Here is a 23526-nt window from a genome sequence, read left to right as displayed (position 1 = left end):
TACTTCATGTACAACCATCATTTTAAAGGCGAAGCTATAATCACGTTGTGTGCGTTTAACTCGTTGTTCTTGTGCATGTTCCATAAAATAAGTCTCTTAAGGTGTAAACTTATTTCAGGACGGGACAGATAAAGAAAAGAAAAAGGGTAAAAACTGGTTTGCCCGTTTCTTCTCATAACTCGATTGTTGTTAAAATAAAGACAAATCGGGAAAATAAAAAATAAAGCTTAATAATAAATTTGCGCAGCAAATCACGGGCATGGTGGTTTGCTTTTTTGTTTTTGATTTTCATCGCCTCACAAGGCAAAATAGCGCTAGATTTTTATAGGAATACATCATGCAGGACAATGCTATGTCAAAATGGTTATCGCCTCTGATGGCTTTCTGTTTATCCTTTCTTATTATTGCGACACTCGCACCAATAACAGGTATTCAGATTGACCGTCAGCTTGATTTCTGGATGTTGTGGTTAGCGACCATGCTAATACTGGCCCTTCCAGTCTGTTATCTGGAAATTGCTCTGGCGAAACGCTCAAAAACCACTGCACTACAGGCATTGTCGAGCCTTACCCGTGAAGCTGATAGTTCTCAGCGCTGGCGGATCGTCGGCTGGCTGGCAGTTGTATTTATTCCATTCCTTGCGGGTGCGATGCTCAATCATGCTTCTAATGTGATTGCAGTTACTAATTTCGATGTTCAGCAGCCAGTGATTTTTGCGGTGCTGGCAATTGCTGCATTTGTCTTATCGCTGGTGCCACGTTTAATTCTGGTTGGGATTACCACGATCGGCGTACTTGCATCTTTGATCATGGCGAATGTGATGGGAACTGAATTACCGGCTTGGCAGGTAACACCCGTCCAATTCGTAGAGTGGGGCAATGCCACTGTATTGGCTTTGGTGGCGAGTGGTCTAGGTATGGGGCTGTATTGGCAATCAAGTCTGGCTGTCGTAAAACAGCAGGATGTTGCGACTAAAACTGCTTTACCGATTTGGGTGGCGCAGCTATTAGCGATCATCGCCTTTGGTTTCTTTGCAGTGAAAGCTGAAATCCCTGCATTTGCTTTAATCGCAGCCATTGTCGCAGCCGCTGCTTTGCTTATGCAAATGGCACGTGAGCAATTACAGCAACGTCAAATGAATATCATCATTCAGTGGACGATTGTGATCGCTGCCACCTTGGTCTGGTTAATTCCAAATGTTGCTCCAATTTTCAATAATCTGCTGATTCTTTGGGGACTGGTGATCAGTCTGATTTATGCCTTGTTTGCTGGCTGGATCATGAAAATCAGTCATTTGCGTAAATCGATGAACTTTAGCTCAGAAGCAGTGTATAACATCTGGCGTATTGCAGTTCGTATTGTCTTGCCAGTATCGATTATTCTGGCCATTGTTGCTGTACTAGGACAATTTTTCTGATGACTGAGGCGATGATCTGGGTAGCCTATGCTACCCCGGAACAACAGTTTCATATTGCCGTACCTTTCCAGCCCGGCATGACTGCACTGGATGCAATTGAGCAAAGTGGCATCCGTGCACAGGTGGAATTGCCTGAACCTCTGAGTATGGGCATTTTTGGCGTTAAGCTACAGGATCATACCCAGCCATTGGCAGCAGGAGATCGGGTAGAGATTTATCGTGCTTTAACCATTAATCCCAAGGATATCCGCCGTAAGCGCGCTGAGAAGAATCCGGTGGGTCGTTATGCCAAAGGTAACCGTTTCAAGCAAAATAAACGTTCCGATTAGTGGAATGTGGCTTTATTGAACAGATGGTCTGATTATTTGATAAATCAATCTATTTAATTAAAAAAACCCCTGATCATACAGGGGTTTTTTTATGCAAAACCGATTATAGTGGTGGGGCATTTAAGATCGCTTCTTTGGAACCTGGTAGACCTGGTTGAGATTCTGGAATGGTTTCCAGACCTTCAATACGCTCTACGATACCAGACTGATTAAAGTAAATTTTTAGATGCTGGCCTTGGGCTGCTGGGATCTTGGCTTTTTTAGCATAGGTTCCTGGGGTATAGTTGTAGATGTAGTCCCAGCGTAGCGGATTGAGCGGATCAGATACTGTTGGACTACCGAGCAGGAAACGCACCTGTTGGTGGCTCATTCCTACCTGAATTTTAGAGGCTTGTGCTTGAGTTAAAGGTGTTCCTTGAGGAATATCAACTTTGTACACACCTAATGTCGAACAGCCGACAAGCAATGAAGTGACGAATAACGTCAGCATGATTTTTTGCATTTTGCTACACTATCCCAAATTAATTATGATGCATTTGATCCAAGGATAGATCATACTGCATCTAAACTTTGTTGCCTATTCCAACTTTGATTTTGTTGAGAGACCTTTTTACATGCCTATTTCAAACCAAGATTTACGAAAAGCTGGACTGAAAGTTACCCTTCCACGAATTAAAATATTAGAACTATTAGAAAACTCTAGACGGCATCACCTTAGCGCTGAAGACATTTATAAGACTTTACTCGAACAAGGGGAAGATGTGGGTCTTGCAACTGTGTACCGTGTGTTAACACAATTTGAGGCAGCAGGGATTATTGAGCGTCATAATTTTGAAAATAATCACTCAGTTTTTGAAATTATGCAGGAAGATCATCACGATCACTTGGTTTGTCAAAATTGCAACAAAGTCGTTGAATTTACAAATGATGTTATTGAACATGAACAGCACGAAGTTGCGAAGAAATTTGGTTTTGCATTGACTGGTCATTCACTTAATCTTTACGGTTATTGTGACGCGCCTGAATGTCAGGAAGCTTACCGTAAGAAATAATTTAGCTTTAGGCTGAAATAAAAACAGGCTTTTAATAAAGCCTGTTTTTTATGCTTGGAAAATGATCAGGTTTGACCATCAAAAGTAATATTGGAATGCGCACGTAATAAATGCTCGCCACCTTCTTCTGACAGTTTGATTTGCAGACGCAGGTCGTTTGGTGAGTCGGCGTGTTTTAGTGCATCTTTATAGCTAATCTGCTTGGCTTTATATAGGTCATATAGCGCCTGGTCGAAGGTTTGCATGCCCAGTTCACGTGAACGTTTCATTAGATCCTTGATTTCATGCACATCACCTTTACGGATCAGATCCGCAATCAATGGTGAATTGATCAGGATTTCAATCGCTGCACGGCGGCCATTACCATCAATAGTTGGAATTAGCTGCTGTGCCACAATGGCTTTCATGTTCAGGGACAGATCCATAAACAGCTGGCTGTGACGGTCGGCTTCGAAGAAGTGAATGATACGGTCGATAGCCTGGTTGGCATTGTTGGCGTGCAGGGTCGCAAAAACCAGGTGACCGGTTTCCGCAAATGCAATCGCATAGTCCATGGTTTCGCGAGAGCGGATCTCACCGATCAGAATCACATCTGGTGCCTGACGCAAGGTGTTTTTCAATGCGACTTCAAAGGAGTCAGTATCAATACCGACTTCACGTTGGGTAATGATACAACCCTTATGCTGGTGCACAAATTCGATCGGATCTTCAATGGTAATGATATGACCTTTGGAATTTTCATTACGGTAGCCAATCAAAGAGGCGAGGGAAGTCGATTTACCCGTACCGGTTGCACCCACAAAAATAATGATGCCGCGTTTGGTCATCGCCAGTTCTTTTAGAATAGGCGGTAACTTCAGCTCATCCATGGTCGGAATGACGGTTTCAATACGGCGCAATACCATGCCTGGCTGATCGCGTTGCTGGAATGCGCTGACACGGAAACGTGCCGATTTGTCCGGGTTGCTGATGGCAAAGTTACACTCGCGTGTGTCGGCAAATTCCTTGCGCTGCTTCTCGGTCATGATCGAGTTAAGTAGCTGTCCCACAGCTGCACCCGGTAATTTCACCGAGCCAATCGGTACAATCTGGCCGTTAATTTTGATAGAGGGTTCAACATCGGCTGTGATGAACAGATCCGAGGCCTTTTTCTCTACCATATAGTTGAGTAAGCCGTTAAAGTCCATGATAAAACCCCAAAAAATTAATTATTCTTATAAGAATGATTCAGGCTGTTTTGCTGCAGTACGGGCGACTTGCGGACTGATAATGCCTTTCGATACCAGCGTTTTCAGGCTTTGATCCAGCGTGGTCATGCCATAGTTGGCACCGGTTTGAATCGCAGAGTACATCTGTGCCACTTTGTTTTCACGGATCAGGTTACGGATCGCCGGAATACCGATCATGATTTCGTGTGCAGCCACACGACCACCCCCATTTTTCTTCAATAGGGTTTGCGAAATAACAGCTTGTAGAGATTCTGACAACATGGCACGCACCATGTCTTTTTCTTCAGCAGGGAATACGTCAATCACACGGTCAATGGTTTTTGCCGCTGAGGTGGTATGCAGGGTACCGAAGACCAAGTGACCGGTTTCCGCAGCAGTGAGTGCCAGACGGATGGTTTCAAGGTCACGCATCTCACCGACCAGAATAATATCCGGGTCTTCACGTAATGCGGAACGTAATGCTTCATTAAATCCATGCGTGTCACGATGCACTTCACGCTGGTTGATCAGACATTTTTTCGATTGGTGTACAAATTCGATTGGATCTTCGACGGTCAGAATATGGTCATAGCGGTTGTCATTGATATAGTCAAGCATCGCTGCAAGCGTCGTTGATTTACCCGAACCGGTTGGCCCTGTTACCAGTACAATACCGCGTGGATATTCACAGATATCTTTAAAGATCTGCCCCATACCTAGATCTTCAATGGTCAGTACTTTAGATGGAATGGTACGGAATACTGCGCCTGCACCGCGGTTCTGGTTAAATGCGTTCACACGGAAACGGGCTACGCCTGGAACTTCAAAAGAGAAGTCAGTTTCCAGATTTTCTTCATAATCACGGCGTTGCTTGTCGTTCATGATGTCATACACCAGTTTGTGTACTTCTTTATGTTCCAGTGCAGGCAGGTTGATGCGACGTACTTCCCCGTCCACACGAATCATGGGTGGTAAACCTGCTGATAAGTGTAAATCCGACGCACCATTTTTAGCAGAAAAGGCTAACAGTTCTGTAATATCCATAAGGTCCCCGAGTTCATTAAAATGTTATTTATTTTGCTAGAATAATAAGGCTTTCCCACAGCTTAACCAACACTTAGTTGATGAGCAAGGGAAAAAAATCCGCACGAAATGAGAACCCCATCAATGAATATGCTGCAACAGTCACGAAATCAGGTTTTAGCTCAGATCCAGTCCACCTGCGCTCTGGCGGGGCGTGAGCCGGATTCGGTGCAACTTCTGGCCGTCTCCAAAACCCAGCCCAGCCCTGTGCTGGCAGAAATGTATCAGGCTGGTCAGCGTGCCTTTGGTGAAAACTATTTACAGGAAGCGCTGGAAAAAATCACAGCACTCAAAGACATGGATATTGAGTGGCATTTTATCGGTCATGTGCAGCGCAACAAAACCAAACATCTGGCAGAAAATTTTGCCTGGGTGCATGGGGTGGATCGTCTGATTATTGCTGAACGTTTATCTAATCAGCGTAGTGATTCTCAAGCTGCGCTTAATATCTGTCTGCAAGTCAATATTGATGGGCAGGATACCAAGGACGGTTGTCAGCCTGAGGAAGTGACTAATCTGGTCGCACAGATCAGTCAATTACCGAATTTGCGCTTACGTGGTCTGATGGTCATTCCTGCGCCAGAAAATACTCAGGCTTTCGCAGATGCCAAAGCCTTGTTTGAACATGTCAAAAGCCAACATGCAAAACCTGAAGACTGGGATACTTTAAGTATGGGGATGTCTGCCGACATGACTGAGGCGATTGCAGTAGGTTCTACCATGGTACGTGTGGGAACGGCCTTATTTGGCGCACGTCCTAAAAAAACGGACTGATTTGTACTGACAATTGAGTTTTGGGAAAGCGTTATTGCAGAGTAGTTGATAACGCTTTTTTTCTTTGGGGTTCCAGCCATTGGGCCATAAGCCAGGCAAAGAAAATTAAGCTGCACATACTCATAAATAGGGATAAAACGGCACCCTCAAGACTATGATCAAGCGTTGCAGGAAAGCAGCCTAGAATAAAAAGTAGTAAAGGAAAATGGGTGACATAAAGTGTATAGGAGAAATTTGCAGATTGAGGCCAAACTGGTTGATATTGGCTTTGTTGATGTTGCAGCTGCACAATCCAGCAGACAAAGGCGAGTCCCATACACAGGTTAAACGGCACAAAATAATTGACACGATATAAGTCAGCCTGTTCAATGACATGAAACTGGTAAGCATCCGCACAGGCAATTATAAACGCCAAGCCAAAGAGTACTAATTTAACGAGTTGTAGTCGACTCAAAAAATACAGCTGGATCTGCCGGAATGAACTGGCAAAGGCAACTAGCCAGAGCAGGAAATAAAATAGAAACTGATAGTTCAGTAGAGAAAGCCCTAGAAGCAAGATAAAAAAGCCGATTTTAGCGATTCCAGAATCTTTTAAAAAAGGCAGAAATCCGGCCAGTACATAAAACCAGACTTCAAAGCTCAGGCTCCAGAGCGGCGCATTGGCGGATACCGTTGGTGTAATAAAGCCATTGAGAAAGAATAAAGAACCCAGAAAATCCTGAGTATCAATGTCATAGGCAGTCCGGATCATCATGCCAAAACTGTTCTGGAACTCATGGCTATGTGAAGCAAAAAATGTAGGTGCTAGTGCATATAGAATCAGACTGAAAGCGGATGCAAACAGAAAGGGCGGTAAAATGCGCCGATAACGCTGCCGTATATACTGCCGCAGATTAAAATTTTCATGTTGTTGGATGTTATTCTGGATCGAAGTCCCGATTAAATAGCCACTGAGCACAAAAAAGATCATCACAGCAGCCTGGCCTAATAGACGTACCCAGGAATATAGGCTCAGATCAAAAGGCGCGATAAAAGCCTGAAAACTATGACTGAATAGCACCACAATGGCACTGATACCCCGCAAGCTCTCAAGCTGTAAGCTGAAATAGGGCGAGAGCTTGTTCGGGGTAGAGTTCATGCTTTAACCTATAATCTGAATGGTACTGGCACCAGCACCGACCGGTTTAACCTGAATCTGAACCGGAATCCGTTCATGCATCTCCTGTACATGGGAAATCAGCACTACTTTACGGCCCTGACTCTGCAAATGATCCAGCGCATTCATGACCATATGTAAGGAAGCCGGGTCTAAAGTACCAAAACCTTCATCAATAAATAGCGATTCCAGCTTCATAGAGCCGGAAGCCATATTGGCAATCGCTAAGGCTAGAGCCAGAGAGACCAAGAAAGTTTCACCGCCAGAGAGTGACAGGACAGGACGTACTTCACTGTTCATATCCAGATCAATAATCGCCAGACTCAAACTGTCTGGAATCCGGTGCAGCTGATAACGCGGTGCTAGAGGCTGTAATTGCTGATTAGCATATTCGACCAGAATATCCAGATGATGTTCTTGCGCGATTTTCTGGAATTTGGTGCCTTCCTTATGGCCGATCAGGTCATAGATCCGACCCCAACGATATTCTTCAGCTTTGACCTGTTCAATCTGATGCTGGTAGCGTTGTAAGGTCGATTGGTTATTGGCATGTATTCTTAGTTTGGTGGCTACTTCATTACAGGCATTTTCCTGTTCAGCTTTTTCCTGTGCCAGTCCACTTAAGCGCAGTTCAACTTCTTCAAAGCTAAGTTCAGGCTTGGATTTCAAATGATGCTGATATTGTTCCTCCAGAATATCCCAAGCCGTTTTGGCATTTTCAACCGCCTGATGTTGTGCCTGTAATTGCTGGCGAATTTGCTGATGTTGTTGCAAGTCAATATTCAGGCAATGCTGGATATGTTCAGCATCAAAAGCAGGATGTGTATTTTGCCAGTCCTGAATAGATTGCTGGCATTGCTTGATCTGCTGTTCCAGTTGCTGAATCTGGGTGATGAAACTCTGCTTTTTCAGCTCAGCCTGTTGTAAATGCTGATCATGCTGCTGGGTCATCAGACTCTGTGCCCGTAGCTGTTCATCCAACGCCTGTTGTTGTTGCTCCAGATGGTCACGCCATTCCTGTGCTTTAGGATAAATCTGTCCGGCATGGGTGAGGGTCAGATGGTTGAGCTGTTCACGTAGCGCTTTACCCATATTCAGCGCCGTATTCATCTTTTGCTGTAACTGTGCATCATATTGCTGATGCAGGCTGAGCTGATCACGTGCCTTTTCAATCTGCTGATTTAAGCTTTGCATGTGAGTCTCTAAGGTTTTGAATTCCTGAGTCTGTTTCTGACGTTGTTGCAGTTGGTGAGATAGCTGCTGACAGCTTGATGAGGCATCAGTAATCCAGGATTTCTGCAAGGACTCAAGCAGTAGATGAAGAACTGGCTGAATCATTTGTTCTAGCTGTGAATGCTGCTGCATGCTAAAACGTAGTTGATCCAGCTGTTGCTGTTGCTGACGCCATTGTTTCCAGTCACTTTGCTGATTTTGCAGGGTCTGTGCTAGCTGCTGTTGCTCTTGTTGAAGTTGAAGCACATGCTGGCCAAGCTGTTGCTGCAAATGATCTGTACTCTGGCTTAAATCCAACAGCAAATCAAATTGCTGAAGGTCCTGATTCAACTGAATCTTCTGCTGTTGTAGTGTCGTATTGAGCTGACTGCTGCGTTGCTGATGTTGCTCAATTAAGGTTTGTAGTTGAGATTGCTGGATTTGTGCTTGCTGATATGCCTGAGTCAGTTGCTGTAGTTTTTTCTGAGCTTCCTGAAGCTGCTGATCATGTAATTGTTGCAAAGCATTTTCTAGCAGTTCCTGATGCTGTACAAAAGGATGCTCATGACTGCCACAGACCATACAAGGCTCATTTGGTTTCAGCTGTGCACGTAATTCCTGAACACTTTGTGCCTGTAATAAACGTTGCTGAGCCAGTACTTGTTGCAATTGTTCGAAGGCCTGTTCTGCTTCCTGACGTTGTTGCTGTAATTGAACCAGCTCAGTTTCTAGTTGCTTTAAACGATCATGATGGTTTTTTAAATCCCGGTTCAATTGTAGGCTTTCAGCTTCTAAGCCAGCCATTTGCTGTACGGTTCGCATTAAAGCTTCAAGCTTCGAATGCTGGGTACTGAGTTGCTGTTGTTGGGCCTGGAACTGTTGGATTTGCTGTTCAAGCTGATCCAGATGAATATAACGCTGAGTGAGTTCCTGCAAGCTGGCAGATAAAGCCTGTTGCTGCTGTTCCAGTTCAGCCCGGCTAGATTGGAAAAGTGCCGGGTGCTGCCGCATGAATTTCTGGTGAAGTTCCTGATAGTCCCGCAGGCGTTGCAGAGTCGCCTGCGGTTCGTCATCAAAAACCGCTAAAAAGCTCTGTTGTTCTAGTTGCTTTTGAATCTGCTGGTACTGAGCCTGAACCTGTTGTAACCGTTGCTCAGTCTGCACCAGTTGATTCTGAACAGGCTGAATCTTCTGGGTTCTATAGGTCTGCTGTTCAGCTGCAAGCTGTCTGTACTGATCGCCAATCGACAGCATTTCATGATCCAGCTTGAGTCCCTGATTCAGATAAGGTTTGATCTTCTGGAACTCTTGTTCATGCTGTTGTTGCTGTTGCTGAATGTGCTGCAACTTGTGCTGTTCGCTATCACGTTGCTGTTGAACTGCTGTGAATTCGGCAACAAAGTTTTGCTGCTCAATCAGTAAATAGCTACGCTGCTTTTGAAACTGCTGTTGCTGGACAAACTGTTCCCGAATCTGCTGAAACTGGTCCAGTTGATCTAATAACTGTTTTTGCGGTGCCATCTTCTGTTCAGCATCCAGTTGAACCGTATAGATTTCTTTTTTTGCCTGAATTTCAGTATAAAGATAATGCTGCTGGCGATGCCATTTCAGGTCATTTTCCAGTACCTTTTCACTCTGGTTTAGATGCTCAACCGCCTGTTTTAAAGTCGTGTGTTGCTGCTGTAGAGTAGCAATATCTTCTTCAGATAACAGTTCCAGATGACCGATTAATTTTTCCAGATCAGCGCGTTTCTGCTTCACTTCACTGTGTTTTTCAAATGCTTTTTGGCTGACCAGACTGAAAATCTGAGAATTGGTCAGATATTCAAGTAGATCAGCACGTTCATTATCTTTGGCTTTTAGAAAAGCACCAACCTCAGACTGTGCTAGTAGAACCGCACGGGTAAACTGCTCGAAACTCAAGCCGACCAGTTTTTCAATCAGCGGCGTGCATTCAGAAATTTTCTGGTTCAGCACCCGTTGATCATCAAGACAGGTAATGGCACGATCGACCTTTAAATTGCCATCCACTTTCTGCCGGGCACGACGAATTTCCCAACGTGCGGTATAACGTTTTTGGTCTAAGGCAATAAACTCAAGCTCGGCAAAACCCTGTACGCAACCACGGCGCAGAATATTTTTGGAATCCTTGATCGAGACATCCTGTCCACCTGCATCTTTCAGACTACCTGTGGCACCTTTTAAACGTGGAATTTCGTTATACAGCGCCAGGCACATGGCATCGAGCAGAGTAGATTTACCAGCACCGGTTTTTCCGGTAATCGCAATCAGTCCGGCATGTGCCAGAGGATTTGATTCAAAATCAATATGATGCATACCAGCGAGAGAGGCGAGGTTATTTAGGCTCAGACGGATAATTTTCATGGCTGATCCTAAGCTTGTTGTTTTTGTGCAAGTTCATGTTGGGCTTCGACCAATAACTGCTGAAAATCCTGCTGCACCGCATGATCGTGGCTATAGCCCATTTTTTCCCAGATATTGAAAAACAGTGTTTCTGGTGTTGGAGGTGCCAAGTCAATTTTAGAGCTATCGGTCTGATCTTCTGCTTGTCGTTGATAAATCCGGCTGATGCGTAGCAGACGATAACGATTTGGCGGCAGTGCCTGTTCAATCTGCTGACGTAAATCTACCGGTGGCGGTGCATCGGTAGTATATTCAATTTCCAGAAAATGTCGTGCTGCCAGATGCTCAATTTCCCCAGTCGGCAGTGCTTTTACTTTGCTGAGCAGATTTTCCAGATTTTCTCGAATTCTAAATAGCTCGACAGTACGAGGAACTTTCAGCGCTTCAAACTGAAAACGCTGTTCAGCATTTTGTTCAGGATCGATTCTGACTTCAACAACCTGATGCGAATAGTTGATCTCACTAAAGGATAGGGGAATCGGGGAGCCACTATAGCGAATATGCGGCTGACCGACTTTCTGCGGTTTATGCAGATGTCCCAGAGCGACATAGTCAATGACTTCATCAAATAGCGCCGTTGAGAGAGCCTCTTCATTGCCGACAATAATGGGGCGTTCGGAATCGGAAGTTTCTCCACCTTGCATATGTGCATGTGACATGAGAATCAGCGACTGATGTGGTTGCTTACGTGCTTTGGCTTCTGCAATCAATTGTTGGTGCAGATAACTGATGGCATTCTGGCTATTATGGGTATGTTCATTAATGCCGGTAATCTCGGCACTACGCAAATAAGGCAGGGTTAGGCACCAGGCAATAATCTCTTGCTGCTGGTCATAAATCGGAACCAGCAAACGATCCAGATCAAGAGTATTGTCCGCAGTCCGGCCGACAATACCCACCGCTTTGGCATTAAATTTGGTCAATAAAGGCTGAACCTGTTCAATTCGATAACCTGAATCATGGTTGCCGGCAATCATCAGGGTTTGCATATGCGGTGCCAGTTCATGGGCATCGGCAAGGAATTGATAAAGCTGTCTTTGGGCACTGGAAGCGGGATTGATGACATCAAAAATATCACCGGCAATCAGTAGGGCATGTGGCTGTTTTTCCTTGATTTGTTCAAGGAGCCAATTCAGGAATTGTGCATGTTCAAATTCACGGTCATGGTTATGGAAAAACTGTCCCAAATGCCAATCAGAAGTATGTAGAAAATGAACTGCCATGTATACTCACCTTTATTTTTGCCTTCCTACTATAGAAAAAAGCCCAGCTAAAAATCTACTTGAAAAAAATATTTTGATCTATTTCATTGCTACACTTCATTGAAACTATTTTCAGCGTAATTTTGAATATAAGAATAATACTTGTGAAATCAATAAAATATGATGTTTATATATAAAGTATTGAATACAGCGTTTTTATTTTAAATCTTACTTCAGGCAATTTCATAACATCTGAATAGCAGAACCAATATTTTTATAAAAATTGCTAAAAACAGACTTGAAAAACTACAGGCAATCATTATTTTATGCTGCATAAGAAGCTAATAAAGATTGGCAGGCGAATTGTTAAAAACGGTTCGTCCAAAAAATAAAAACCGACGATTCGAGTGATGATGAAATCGTCGGTCAAAGATTTGTGTATAGTGAAAATTTTGGCTGCTATTCAAAATTTTCTAAAACACTGGACTTATTGCTTTAGCAAAGAGAACGAAAATTTGTGGATGCCAGTCCAAATTTCCGAACCTTGTACCCTATATAACGTCAGCATCTCGCTTTAGGTTGACAATAAAATGAAAAAAAAATTAATTTTTTTTATACTAGTTGATTAATTGTCCTTGAGTCCTACTAATGGTGCCTCTAACTCGCTATTTTCTCTGGTTTTTCTTCCTATGCTTTATTTTTACCTGCATTTGCGGGGTCGTGGCGGCGTTAATGCCGACTGGCATGGGCGCAGTATTAACCATTGTGCCTTATCTGGTGGCGATGATCTGGGTACTGTTTAATTTTTTAAAAAAGGAACAACGGGCGCCAACCCAAGCAGAACGTAAAAAATTCACCTTAGGATTCAGTCTGATTTACTGGGGCTATAATCTGGTATTTTTAATTCTAGGGATTGCTATTGCGACGCGTTCCAATCCGAATGCCTGGCAGGACTTTTTACTATATCTGCAACAGCCCCAATTTCTGAGTATTGTCGTGATCATGTTCCTGCTCATCGCGATTCCGCTTTATCTGCTGACCTACTGGTTTTATGGCAAACAGGCACAGCGTATGGCAGCAAAAATGTTTGGCTAAGATTTCGACTCTTTATATCAAAATCGTTGAGATTAAATTCAAGATGCTAAATCAGGCTATATAGAAAATTAGAAGTTTTCTGTATGGCATGATGAGACAATTTTGCATTCATCGACCCATATCACTTTCCCGAATATTCTGATTCATAAGTGACGTATAATTTGAGCAATACAATAATAATGGCACAGAATAACCATGTATAAACCTGTAGTCCTCATGACAGGCGCCAGCGGTTTTATTGGCAGCCATCTGGTGAAATTTTTACTGGCTCGTGATTATGCCGTGATCGGCCTGACCCGGCAGAAAAAATTGCGAGAAGAGCATCCTGATTTTCACTGGATTAATAATCTGGAAGAATTGAAAAATCATCAGATTGACTATGTGATTAATCTGGCTGGTGAAAGTATCGGTCAGGGTCGCTGGACAGCCGCCCGCAAAAAGAAATTGCTGGACAGTCGGCTAAATACCACCAGGCAGTTATATGACTATCTAGAGAAAAATCAGATTAAGCCCAAACGTATTATTTCGACTTCAGCGGTCGGCTACTATGGAATCGATCCGCAAGAACACTGGGAGACGGTGTGTACTGAACAAAGTCCACCACAATCCATTTTTATGTCAGAACTGTGTGAGAAATGGGAAAAACTGGCCTTGTCCTATACCGGGCAGGACACCAAAATTGTTCGCTTTGCTGTGGTGTTTGGTCAAGGAGGCGGGATTCTTCCGCAGATGTTATTGCCAATTAAGCTGAATATATTTGGCCGGATTGGTCATGGGCGTCAGCCGGTGACCTGGGTACATCTACAGGATGTCATGCGGGCGATCGAATTTCTGATGCAGCAGCCGACCCAGCAACAGGTATTTAATGTGGTGGCACCTGAAAAAGTCAGTCAGGCGCAATTTGTCCGGATCGCAGCACAGGTGCTGAAGCGTAAACCTTTATTACCGTTACCAGCTTGCAGTATGAAAATGATGCTAGGTGAACAGTCACAACTGATTCTGAATGGTCAATATGTCCAGCCCAAAGCTTTGCAGGAAGCCGGATTTGAATTTAGCTATCCGACCCTGAAAGAAGCCTTGATTGAAATTTTAAACCGTTAAAGAGTGCGGCTGTAAACGCTGTACCGGACTATAAGGCTGTGGATCTACGATGGTCGGTTGTTCCAGGATTAACTGAGACAGCAATTTTCCAGAAGCAGCACCCATACATAAGCCATTACGGAACTGGCCAAAATTGGTCCAGAGATTGTTCAGATGCGGAATTTTGCCGATATAGGGAATGCCATCCGGGGAGCTTGGTCGTAGACCAGCCCACTGTTTCACAATCGGAAAAGCTGCCAGTTCCGGCACCATTTCCAAGCAAGCAGCTAAAATATCCTGACGGATTTCAGCAGAAGGAGAAGTATCAAAACCGACCTGACGCATGCTGGAACCACACAGCACATGACCATCACGACGTGGAATCAGATACATGACCTTGTTCATGCACATGGTTGGTAGCCAGTTTTCTGGCGTTTTAAAGAGCAACATCTGGCCTTGAACCGGATGAACTGGAATGTCCAGACCGAGCTGTTCAGACCAGCGTGCAGACCATGCACCGGTGGCAATGACGAACTGATCTGCTTTAAAGCTCAGGCCATTTTTAGTGGAAACACTGTGTACATGATCTTGCTGGATATTTAGCTGACTAATATTGCAATGCTCTTGCCAAGTGACACGCGGATGCTGTTTAAGGTAAGCAATAATGGACTGTAACAGTCGCGGATTGCGGATATTGGAAAGTTCTGGAAAATAGATCGCCTGTTTAAATTTCGGATCTACTTTGGAATTGATTTGCTGGATTTGAGGCTGATTCAGATATTCGGCATGTTGCTGCGGATCTTGATATTGCTCGGCATAGCGCAGTCCAATCTCAAAATCCGTTTCATCAAAAATCAGCATACCGGTTTCATGAATCTGGAAATCAATCCCGGTGATCGGTTGCAGTTTCTGGTTCCAGGCTTGATACAGCGGTTTAGCATGGCGGGCGAGGGCATTGACGGCATTAGGATAACGCCAAGGATACATTGGGGAGAGGATACCACCTCCGGCCCAAGAGGCTGCCTGTCCAGCCGCTTGCTGATCAAAAATCGTAATGGAACATCCCTGTTCAAGCAATTCCAGAGCTGACATCAAGCCGGTAATGCCTGCTCCGATAATGGCGATATGCATTGCGCCAAGGTCCTTCTATTTTATTTCATGTCTTTCAGTTTGAGCGCCGCTTCTTCCGCAAAGTAAGTCCAGATACCATCTGCGCCGGCACGACGGCAGCACATCAGGGACTCTAGAATTACACTATCAGATAACCAGCCATTCTGAATTGCAGCAGCCAGCATGGCATATTCACCACTAACCTGATAAATAAAGGTGGGTATACCGAAGGTATCTTTGACTTCACGAACCACATCCAGATACGGCATTCCCGGTTTAACAATCACCATATCTGCACCTTCTTGGATATCCAGTGCGATTTCATGCAATGCTTCGGCACGGTTAGCGAAATCCATTTGGTAATTGTATTTATTACCGCCTTTCAGGTTGCTGGCAGAACCAACCGCATCACGGAATGGGCCATAGAAGCTAGATGCATATTTGGCTGAATAAGCCATAATAGAGGTATAGATATGGCCATTCTGTTCAAAGGCCTGACGAATTGCACCGATGCGGCCATCCATCATGTCACTTGGCGCGACAATATCAGCTCCGGCTTCTGCATGGCTTAAAGTCTGCTTGATCAGCGCTTCAACCGTTTCATCATTCAGGACATAGCCGGTTTCATCAATGATGCCGTCCTGGCCATGCGTGGTATAAGGGTCTAGCGCGCCGTCGGTAATCAGTACCATTTCCGGTAATTCTTTTTTCAGCAGACGAACGGTCTTCTGTACCAGACCATCTTCATGCCAAGCGGCTTCTGCAGTTAGGCTTTTATCTTCTTGGGGTGTAACCGGGAACAGCGCCAGCTTATTGACACCTAGTTCGAGCAAACGTTCTGATTTTTTTAACAACAAGTCAGCAGACAGGCGCTGCACATTTGGCATACTTGGAATGTCTTGGGTCTGGTTTTGTCCCGGAAGCACAAATACTGGATAAATCAAGTGATCAGCACTGAGATGGGTTTCACGTACCATAGAACGTAAATGCTCATTTTTACGAATACGACGCATGCGAGTTGCAGGAAACGCGGGACGATTGAACGTATAGGTCATAAAAATCTCAGTAATCAGTATTAAACTAGGCCCCTATTGTAACCCTATCTGAATTTTTTGGGCATAAATTAGCGGTTTTTTATTGTTGTAGCTTCGGGCAGACTTATGACTAAGACAGAAAGAAATTGGACAGGTAATATACATTTAGGTGCAAAAGTGGATATTGAAGTGGTTTTAAACCAGTTGGTACACGCTTTTAATACCTCTCCTTTTTTTAAGCATAATGGCATGACCATGCGGGTGGTTGATGGTCAGATCGAAGCATATGTTGAAATGCAGGATTTCATGATTGGCAATGTGGCTTTTCAGATTCTGCATGGCGGTCTTGCCGCGACCATACTCGACAGTATTGGCGGAATTGTGGCAATGGGGGAGCTGTATAAAAAAGCCGAACCGGAAACTATTGCCGATACGATTAAAAAGGTATCACGTCTGGCGACGGTAGATATGCGCGTGGATTATCTGGCACCCGGTCGTGGTAAATATTTTATTGCCCGTGCAGAAACCTTACGTTTGGGGCGTAAGGGCTGCACCATGCGCATGACCATGGTCAATGATGATGACAAGCCGATTGCTATAGCGATTGCATCATATGCCTATTAATTAAGTTTATCTCCTCGATCCTAGCTCACTCTGGGCCCGAACTAAGCCCTTATTCCTGGAATAGGGGCTTAGTTTTTTAAACTTCGGAGTAATATTTTTTTGCATATTTTCTAATTTTTATTATTAGAATGCATGAAAATTAAATTAATACGGCTTTCTCATTTTACCCATTGATCAATAAACGGGATATGAATCTATTATACATTCATGTCAGTGCTGGTCAGTGTGGCTGCGTGACCAAGTCTGTTGGATTTAGGAAAAAATCAATGACAGATGTACAAGACACCCTGCCAGAAAACGCATCTGATGCAACTTCAGATCAAGCTTTAAAAAATAAACGTAAAAAGGCCCTGAGTATCGTTGCTATCTTTATAGTGATTGCACTGGTGCTGTTTCTGGTTTGGAAATTCTTTCTGAACAATTCAGTCAGTACTGAAAATGCCTATGTGGGTGCTGAAACGGCTTCTATTACGTCTATGGTCAGTGGTCAGGTCGCTGAAGTACTGGTTCATGATACCCAAGCGGTCAAACAGGGCGATATCCTGGCCAAAATCGATGACCGTGATGCCAAAATTGCAGTGGCTCAGGCACGTGCAGAACTGACCAAAGCCAAGCGCCAGTACAAACAGACTGCGGCCAATAGTGGGGCTTTAAGCTCACAGATTGGTGTTAGTGATGATGCGATTCGCAGTGCCGAAGCTCAGCTGGCTCAGGCTCAGGCAGCCTTACATAAAGCACAAAATGAATATACGCGTCGTGAAAAACTCAGTGCGAGCGGTGCAGTGTCAAAAGAAGAACTCAGTACCGCACAATCTGCATTGGATACTGCTAAAGCAGGCGTAGCTTCTGCTGAAGCGGGTCTGGCACAAGCAAGATCCAGCCAGAAAGCAGCACAAAGCAATTTGGCGGCGAATGAGGCCTTGATTCAAGGTGCGAATGAAAATTCGACTCCTGATGTATTAGTCGCAGAAGCTAAACTGAAACAGGCCGAGCTGGACCTAGAACGTACTGTAATTAAAGCACCTTTTGATGGAGTGGTTTCACGCCGTTCAATTCAGGTGGGTCAACGTGTTGCGCCAGGTACAATGCTGATGATGGTCGTACCAGTAGATCAGCTCTATGTTGATGCCAATTTCAAAGAAAGCCAGCTGGAAAAAGTCCGTGTCGGGCAGAAAGCTGAACTGACGTCTGATCTGTATGGTAAATCGGTGAAATATCACGGCACTGTGGTTGGCTTCTCTGGCGGTACAGGTTCAGCTTTTGCTCTGATTCCGGCTCAGAATGCAACGGGTAACTGGATCAAAGTGGTACAGCGTTTGCCAGTGCGTATTCAGCTGGATCCGAAAGAGCTGGCTGAGCATCCGCTACGTGTGGGTCTATCGATGGAAGCTGAAATCCACTTTAAGAAGTAATTCCCAATGAATAAATATGTTCCATATGGGAATCTGACTGGCGGCAAGCTGATGCTGGCGGCCTTTGTTCTGGCATTGGCCAATTTCATGGTCGTGCTGGACATGACCATTGCCAATGTCTCGGTGCCGCATATTACCGGTAGTCTGGCAGTGTCCAGCTCGCAAGGCACCTGGGTCATTACGTCTTATGCAGTTGCAGAAGCGATCTGTGTACCTTTGACAGGCTGGCTGGCGGGTCGCTTTGGTAGCGTACGCCTGTTTGGTGTCTGCTTGCTTGGTTTTACCATTTTTTCAATTCTGTGCGGGATTTCAACCAGTCTGGAAATGCTGGTGTTTTGCCGGATCGGGCAGGGGCTGTTTGGCGGCCCGATTATGCCGCTCAGCCAGACTTTATTGCTACGCATCTTCCCACCTGAAAAACAATCCCAAGCGATGGGTATGTGGGCGATGACGACTGTTGTTGGGCCAATTCTCGGTCCAATTCTCGGCGGTACGATTAGTGATAACCTGTCTTGGCACTGGATTTTCTTTATCAATATTCCAGTGGGTCTGTTCTGTGGTCTGGCTGCATTGAAGCTATTAAAACCAGCAGAAACTGAAACCAATGCATTGAAGATTGATAAAGGTGGTTTGTTCTTACTGATTCTCTGGATTGGTGCGCTGCAATTGATGCTGGATTTGGGTCATGAACATGACTGGTTTAGTAGTTCCTTTATTGGGACCTTGGCGGTGCTTGCCATAGTCGGTTTAATCATCTTTACCATCTGGGAACTGACCGAGCGGCATCCGATCGTAGATATCCGGATCTTCCGATATCGCGGGTTTACCTTTGCTGTGCTGTCATTGGCATTTGCCTTCGGTGCCTTCTTTTCCAGTATTGTACTGATTCCACAGTGGGTGCAGATTAATCTGGGTTATACGGCCACCTGGGCAGGTTATCTAACCGCGACTATGGGTTTTGGTAGCCTATTGATGTCACCGATTGTAGCGAAGATGGCAACCAAATACGATCAGCGTATTCTGGCCAGTTTTGGTTTGACCTTGCTTGCCGTTGTGACTTTGATGCGCGCTTTCTGGACTACGGATGCGGATTTTATGGCATTGGCCTGGCCACAGATTCTGCAAGGTTTTGCGGTGCCATTCTTCTTCATTCCACTCTCCAATATGGCATTGGCCTCAGTCCAGCCTCAGGAAATGGCATCAGCAGCAGGTTTGATGAACTTTCTGCGGACCATGGCTGGAGCGATCGGAGCTTCAATTGCAGTCACGATCTGGGATGATCATAGTAAAGTGGCACGCAGTGAGCTGGTCGGTAAACTGAATGTCGAAGAAACTCAAAATACCCTAATAGCTCAGGGCATGAGTTCGGACAGTGCCTTAGGTTATATTTCCAGTCTGGTGGATAAAGAAGCATTAACCCTGTCTGCCAATCACCTTTTTTTGATTTTGGCGATGGTCTTTGTTTTTGCAGCCTTAATTGTCTGGCTAGCTCCACGACCGAAAGCGGGTGTGGGTGGAATGCCATCACATTAATATTTTCCAAAATAAAAAACCGCTGAATGTTCAGCGGTTTTTTATGGGCTTATAAATCGGATTTAGCCCGCTTTAAGGCATTTTGCCATTTGGCTAAATGTGCTTCACGTTCATCATTCTGCATTTTCGGTTCAAAGGCGCGATCCAGCTGCCAGGATTGAGCAATTTCATTTAAATTAGAAAATACCCCGGACTTTAAACCTGCTATGGCCACAGCACCCCAAGCGGTGGATTCCAGCATCTTCGGACGCAAGACAGGTACATTCAGCAGGTCAGCCTGGAACTGCATCAGCATATCATTAAAGCTGGCGCCACCATCGACGCGTAGCTCTTTTAGAGGATGAGCAATATCGGATTGCATGGCAGTCAGTACATCAGAGACCTGAAAGGCAATCGATTCCAATGCAGCACGGGCAATATGAGCCTTATTGGTTCCTCGCGACATGCCACAAAGCAGGGCACGCGCTTCACTGTCCCAATGCGGTGCACCGAGTCCGGTAAAGGCGGGGACTAAGACCACGCCGTCGGTATCTTTAACTTTACAGGCTAGTTTCTCAATATCACTGCTTTTTTGGATGATGCCAAGCCCATCACGCAGCCATTGCACCACAGCACCAGCCATAAACACACTGCCTTCCAGGGCATAATTGGTCTGTTCTTGTGCCTGCCAGGCGAGGGTGGAAAGTAATTTATTCTGGCTGAGCTGAATGTCATGACCGGTATTGAACAGCATAAAACAGCCGGTGCCATAGGTATTTTTTGCCATACCGGGTTCGAAGCAAGACTGGCCAAATAAGGCAGATTGCTGATCACCCAGAATACCAGTAATGGGAATCGTAGCCCCTAATAAACCCGGTGCTGTATCTGCAATATGACAATCGGAACTAATGATTCGTGGCAGAACTGAAGCCGGGATATTAAACAGGTCGAGTAGCTCCTCATCCCAGCTTTGAGTATGCAGATTCATCAACATGGTACGGGACGCATTACTCGCTTCAATGATATGCTCGGCACCTTGGGTCAGGTTCCAGATCAGCCAGCTATCAATGGTGCCAAAAGCTACATGACCTTGCTCTGCGAGTGCACGTAAACCATCCACATGTTCTAATAACCAGACCAGCTTGCCGGCACTGAAATAGGGATCAATCCGTAATCCAGTTTTTTGTTGGACCTGATCCATTTGACCTTGCTGTATCAGCTGATTACACCAGTCGGCTGCACGACGATCTTGCCAGATAATCGCTGGTGCAAGAGGCTTACCATTGCGACGATCCCAAACAACAGTCGTTTCACGCTGGTTGGTCAGTCCAATCGCTTTAATATCTTTGGCCAGAATCCGGGCAGTGGCTAAGGCCTGTTGTACCACTGCAATCTGCGAGCTCCATATTTCCTGTGCATCCTGTTCGACCCAGCCGGAATGTGGGGTCTGGATATGGGTTTCGCGTTGAGCTGTTGCCTGAATCTGTCCGTGTTCATTAAAGATGATTGCACGGCTAGACGTCGTTCCCTGATCGAGTGCCAATAAATAGCTCATAATTTTTTTAAATGCTGACTTGAATTATGAAATATTAGCGCAATTATGTAATCAGGCGCATTCAAAAGTGTATTTGTGTAGAAAATGCATCGTATTTTTTGCCAGTTATGCTATGATGAGCTTGTACTTTGGGGATGTTCTTGGCTTCGACGCCGATGATGAAACTCATAGATGCATGCCGAGAGCGCATTTTCTCTCGTAAATAAAATTTGCATTTAAATAGTCGCAAACGACGAAACTTACGCTCTAGCAGCCTAAGGGCTGCTTGTCCGCATCTCTGAATACTTGTGGTTAGAGATCCCGACTGAAGCGAACGCACACAAGTCCGTATAGAGTCAAGCCTCGGGGCTTTATACCAAATCTAGAGGATCGCACCTTGAACCCTGTTCGTCGGGTCTCTTGGTGTTAAAACAATAGACGATATCTAAGCATGTAGTATTCTCGAGCGTAGTGTTGGCGGACGCGGGTTCAACTCCCGCCATCTCCACCAAAATTCTTGTTATAAATCAGCCACTTATGCTAAGTGGCTTTTTTATTGCCACATATTTGCCACATTTTTCATTCCAAGATTTTTCGATTTCGACGTATTTAGGCTGTACGAGTTACGCTAAGTTTCGCAATTTCTTGCTTGTTCTTATCTCCATGCAACCATTTAGTATAGCGTTTGATCAGCATTTGTAGGCTATGCCCAAGTTGATCGGCTACAAACATTGGATTGACGCCATCCATGAGCAACATCGTCGCATAAGTATGCCTTGCATTGTATGCAGGGCGGTGACGTATAGAACACGCTTTCATCGCTTCTACAAGACGCTCTCTAGGTGGTTTTTCATTAAAGAATGGTTCCTTAGTCTTGGGACATAGCATCACATAATCTGTTTGGTAGCCTTGATCTTTTTTAAATTGAAGCAAAGCTTTCAAAGCCAGAGTTGATCGTTCATTCAGATAAACCTCGCGAGAAGTATGTGTTTTGGTCACTTTCTTTTCTAGTCCTCTTACACGGCTTTTGCTGACCTTGAATGTTCCATTGAACCAATCGATATCGCTTTCTCTGAGAGCAATCATTTCTGAAGGCCTACAGCCAGTCCAAAAGGCAAATTCAAAATACCAGCGGTAAAATTTGTCCTCATCATGCAAGCTTTTATCGAGCCAAGCCAATAAGGTTTCCATCTCCTTGCGTGTGAAGGGATCCGGTGTTTCAACCTGGACCTTACGATTCTTAATTTTATTCATAGGGTTTGCAGAAATCTGATTATGCTTAACAGCCAATTCAAATACCCCTCGTAGAGGAGTTACGCAGTTATTAAAAGTCTTAGCTGTTTGAAAATCACGATCGATAATGACTTCCTCAATATCTTCGGTCGTGATATTTGAGATAGGTGTCAAAGCGAAATAAGGCATCCAGTGAAACTCTAAAATCTTACGATAACCATTTTTAGAATCTTTATTCGCACCTGAAAATTTTAGGAACTTTTGAGCCATATCTTGAAATAGAACTTGTTCTTCATCTGCTGGATTGTTTTCAGGAATTTCAATACCTTTTACCTTTGAAATATCAGCTTCAGTCAAAATTCCCCATTTAGCTTTGGTTTTTAAATCACTTTTAATTTTAGCGGCTGTACGAATCCCTTCCGCAGTTGGCGGGTGGGGGAGCGTGATGAAATAGCGTTGTTTTTTAACGCTGAAATTGATTTCGATGGCGCCATCTCTAATTCGGACACCAGGTGGTAACGCTTTTTCGTCTGCTCTGTCAGCCATTGGTTATAACCTCTCAGTGAGTAATAGATATTTCCATCTTGTTTTGTCCAAACTAGATCTTGTGGCCAATTTTTTCGTCGATGGGTCAACTTTTGTTCTTCAATGCCTGTGAGTTTTGAGAACACTGAAGCATCTACTCAATCGACAGGTGTAAGCCCTAGCTCTAAAAGAACATCTAAAATTTCGTTTTGCATAAAATTACTTAGCCAGTTGAGCTGATTTTAAAAATTATTCATGGCTAAGCATAAATTTTCCTAGTCATAAATCGTCATGTGAAAAACTTATCACATGAAATTTTTTTAGAACTCGTTTTGTTTAAAACTTCAAAAAAATGGTTATTTTTAAAATGGCTCTAGACTAGTAGATTTACACTTAATTTTACCTAATGAGGTTCCACAGCTCAGTTGCTAACTCATTAGGTTCCCTCATCCAACGCCATTCAGTTTCTTTAAGATGATAATCAAAGTACTCTTTTGATATGCCGTTAAA

The 23526-nt window shown here is 44.4% G+C and carries 19 protein-coding genes, 1 other RNA gene and 1 pseudogene; 10 read left to right on the top strand and 11 right to left on the bottom strand.

The genetic code is table 11. From position 1 onward, the window contains the following. The first annotated feature begins 337 nt into the window (after positions 1-337). Together ACEWB7_RS13255 and ACEWB7_RS13250 are read left to right on the top strand one after the other, a co-directional pair. Complete coding sequence (locus ACEWB7_RS13255; protein WP_312308838.1) at positions 338-1417, top strand: hypothetical protein; 1080 nt, start codon at positions 338-340, stop codon at positions 1415-1417. Further along, a complete protein-coding gene (locus tag ACEWB7_RS13250) occupies positions 1417-1746 on the top strand; it encodes an RnfH family protein (RefSeq protein ID WP_312308840.1) in 330 nt (109 codons plus the stop codon). The genes ACEWB7_RS13255 and ACEWB7_RS13250 overlap by 1 nt, the downstream gene beginning before the upstream one ends. Positions 1747-1849: 103 nt before the next feature. Here the strand turns inward: ACEWB7_RS13250 and ACEWB7_RS13245 are convergent, their stop codons facing one another. Next, positions 1850-2248, bottom strand: coding sequence for an outer membrane protein assembly factor BamE (locus tag ACEWB7_RS13245; protein WP_004783238.1), 399 nt, complete (start codon positions 2246-2248; stop codon positions 1850-1852). Between the two features lie 112 nt (positions 2249-2360). Here ACEWB7_RS13245 and fur point away from each other — a divergent pair, with 112 nt between their 5' ends. Beyond that, the gene (fur, locus tag ACEWB7_RS13240; RefSeq protein WP_004783237.1) at positions 2361-2798 is read left to right on the top strand and encodes a ferric iron uptake transcriptional regulator; all 438 of its coding nucleotides are present in this window, start codon (positions 2361-2363) and stop codon (positions 2796-2798) included. A gap of 65 nt (positions 2799-2863) precedes the next feature. Here fur and ACEWB7_RS13235 read toward each other — a convergent pair whose 3' ends face one another. Together ACEWB7_RS13235 and ACEWB7_RS13230 are read right to left on the bottom strand one after the other, a co-directional pair. After that, positions 2864-3985, bottom strand: coding sequence for a PilT/PilU family type 4a pilus ATPase (locus tag ACEWB7_RS13235; protein WP_004783234.1), 1122 nt, complete (start codon positions 3983-3985; stop codon positions 2864-2866). A 27-nt stretch (positions 3986-4012) separates the two neighbouring features. Next, positions 4013-5050 (bottom strand): type IV pilus twitching motility protein PilT, encoded by a 1038-nt coding sequence (locus ACEWB7_RS13230; RefSeq protein ID WP_004783232.1) that lies wholly within the window; start codon positions 5048-5050, stop codon positions 4013-4015. Between the two features lie 123 nt (positions 5051-5173). On the opposite strand from ACEWB7_RS13230, the gene ACEWB7_RS13225 reads away from it, so the two are divergent. Next, positions 5174-5863, top strand: coding sequence for a YggS family pyridoxal phosphate-dependent enzyme (locus ACEWB7_RS13225; protein ID WP_312308843.1), 690 nt, complete (start codon positions 5174-5176; stop codon positions 5861-5863). Between the two features lie 31 nt (positions 5864-5894). On the opposite strand, the gene ACEWB7_RS13220 is transcribed toward ACEWB7_RS13225, so the two are convergent. Genes ACEWB7_RS13220 through ACEWB7_RS13210 form a run of 3 tightly spaced genes read right to left on the bottom strand, consistent with a single transcriptional unit; the run spans position 5895 to position 11878 of the window. Then, a complete protein-coding gene (locus ACEWB7_RS13220) occupies positions 5895-7001 on the bottom strand; it encodes an acyltransferase family protein (RefSeq protein ID WP_312308845.1) in 1107 nt (368 codons plus the stop codon). A 3-nt stretch (positions 7002-7004) separates the two neighbouring features. Then, positions 7005-10616, bottom strand: coding sequence for an AAA family ATPase (locus tag ACEWB7_RS13215; protein WP_312308847.1), 3612 nt, complete (start codon positions 10614-10616; stop codon positions 7005-7007). Between the two features lie 8 nt (positions 10617-10624). Then, positions 10625-11878 (bottom strand): exonuclease SbcCD subunit D, encoded by a 1254-nt coding sequence (locus ACEWB7_RS13210; RefSeq protein ID WP_312308849.1) that lies wholly within the window; start codon positions 11876-11878, stop codon positions 10625-10627. 627 nt (positions 11879-12505) lie between these two features. Here ACEWB7_RS13210 and ACEWB7_RS13205 point away from each other — a divergent pair. Both ACEWB7_RS13205 and ACEWB7_RS13200 read left to right on the top strand, forming a co-directional pair. Beyond that, positions 12506-12952, top strand: a complete 447-nt coding sequence (locus ACEWB7_RS13205) for an ABZJ_00895 family protein (protein ID WP_312308851.1) — start codon at positions 12506-12508, stop codon at positions 12950-12952. A gap of 195 nt (positions 12953-13147) precedes the next feature. Then, positions 13148-14053, top strand: coding sequence for a TIGR01777 family oxidoreductase (locus ACEWB7_RS13200; RefSeq protein WP_179992938.1), 906 nt, complete (start codon positions 13148-13150; stop codon positions 14051-14053). On the opposite strand, the gene thiO is transcribed toward ACEWB7_RS13200, so the two are convergent. Then, positions 14042-15163, bottom strand: coding sequence for a glycine oxidase ThiO (gene thiO / locus ACEWB7_RS13195; RefSeq protein WP_312308855.1), 1122 nt, complete (start codon positions 15161-15163; stop codon positions 14042-14044). The two genes, ACEWB7_RS13200 and thiO, sit on opposite strands and share 12 nt — an antisense overlap. Before the next feature lie 20 nt (positions 15164-15183). After that, the gene (gene hemB, locus ACEWB7_RS13190; RefSeq protein ID WP_004783221.1) at positions 15184-16197 is read right to left on the bottom strand and encodes a porphobilinogen synthase; all 1014 of its coding nucleotides are present in this window, start codon (positions 16195-16197) and stop codon (positions 15184-15186) included. A gap of 105 nt (positions 16198-16302) precedes the next feature. On the opposite strand from hemB, the gene ACEWB7_RS13185 reads away from it, so the two are divergent. The 3 genes from ACEWB7_RS13185 to ACEWB7_RS13175 all read left to right on the top strand — a co-directional run bounded on the left by ACEWB7_RS13185 (position 16303) and on the right by ACEWB7_RS13175 (position 19745). Next, a complete protein-coding gene (locus ACEWB7_RS13185; RefSeq protein ID WP_312308857.1) occupies positions 16303-16800 on the top strand; it encodes a thioesterase family protein in 498 nt (165 codons plus the stop codon). 266 nt (positions 16801-17066) lie between these two features. Next, the gene (locus tag ACEWB7_RS13180) at positions 17067-18212 is read left to right on the top strand and encodes an HlyD family efflux transporter periplasmic adaptor subunit (RefSeq protein ID WP_312308859.1); all 1146 of its coding nucleotides are present in this window, start codon (positions 17067-17069) and stop codon (positions 18210-18212) included. Positions 18213-18218: 6 nt separating this feature from the next. Continuing rightward, the gene (locus tag ACEWB7_RS13175) at positions 18219-19745 is read left to right on the top strand and encodes a DHA2 family efflux MFS transporter permease subunit (RefSeq protein ID WP_312308860.1); all 1527 of its coding nucleotides are present in this window, start codon (positions 18219-18221) and stop codon (positions 19743-19745) included. A gap of 49 nt (positions 19746-19794) precedes the next feature. On the opposite strand, the gene glpK is transcribed toward ACEWB7_RS13175, so the two are convergent. Then, positions 19795-21279: a glycerol kinase GlpK gene (gene glpK / locus ACEWB7_RS13170; RefSeq protein ID WP_312318354.1), complete on the bottom strand. Its 1485-nt coding sequence runs from the start codon at positions 21277-21279 to the stop codon at positions 19795-19797. Between the two features lie 130 nt (positions 21280-21409). On the opposite strand from glpK, the gene ssrA reads away from it, so the two are divergent. Further along, positions 21410-21769, top strand: a transfer-messenger RNA (tmRNA) gene (gene ssrA, locus ACEWB7_RS13165). Positions 21770-21867: 98 nt separating this feature from the next. Here the strand turns inward: ssrA and ACEWB7_RS13160 are convergent. Together ACEWB7_RS13160 and ACEWB7_RS13155 are read right to left on the bottom strand one after the other, a co-directional pair. After that, entirely contained in the window at positions 21868-23037 is a 1170-nt protein-coding gene (locus ACEWB7_RS13160) for a site-specific integrase (RefSeq protein WP_086238139.1), read from the bottom strand. A 378-nt stretch (positions 23038-23415) separates the two neighbouring features. After that, positions 23416-23526: pseudogene (locus ACEWB7_RS13155) on the bottom strand (IS1595 family transposase); the annotation flags it as partial.

This window comes from Acinetobacter sp. NIOH-H-8, assembly GCF_046635365.1.
Classification (GTDB): Bacteria; Pseudomonadota; Gammaproteobacteria; order Pseudomonadales; family Moraxellaceae; genus Acinetobacter.
Note: the sequence above shows the minus strand (reverse complement) of the source record. Positions and strands in the feature narration are given on the sequence as shown.